Genomic DNA, 440 nt, shown 5'->3' on the forward strand with positions numbered 1-440 from the left:
TTCTGAGGACGTCAGCGGCTTTCTTCGCGGCGGAGCTCGACCGCCCCACCAGCAAGTAGTCGCCTACATCGATGCTCATCGCCACGACGTGGTCGAGGGGCGCGAGGTCGGGGTCGAGCCGATCTGCGCGGTGCTGAAGAACGCCGGCGTGCAGATCGCCCCGAGCAGCTACTACGCGGCCAGGACCAGGCCACCGTCCGCTCGCGCGATCCGCGACGCCGAGCTGGTCGAGGACATCAAGGTTGCCCACAAGGCCAACCTGGGTGTCTACGGTGCGAGGAAGATCCACGCCGAGCTCAACCGCGAAGGCGTCAGGGTCGCTCGCTGCACCGTGGAGCGGCTGATGAAGCAAGAGGGCCTGCGCGGGATCCCGCGGGAGAAGACTCGCAAGACCACCATCGGCGACGGCGCGGAGACCGAACGGCCCGAGGATCTGGTCA

Annotated in this window: 1 protein-coding gene and 1 other annotated feature; the gene reads left to right on the forward strand. The window is 67.5% G+C overall.

Annotation, left to right across the window (positions count from 1 at the left end; all coding sequences use genetic code 11):
* On the forward strand, positions 1–440 hold a 440-nt coding region (locus tag D9V41_RS16445; protein WP_166376098.1), incomplete at both ends, for an IS3 family transposase.
* Positions 17–163, forward strand: a sequence feature (AL1L pseudoknot). Its footprint overlaps the gene before it by 147 nt.

Origin of the sequence: Aeromicrobium phragmitis (assembly GCF_003674095.1) — a bacterium.
Classification (GTDB): domain Bacteria; phylum Actinomycetota; class Actinomycetes; order Propionibacteriales; family Nocardioidaceae; genus Aeromicrobium; species Aeromicrobium phragmitis.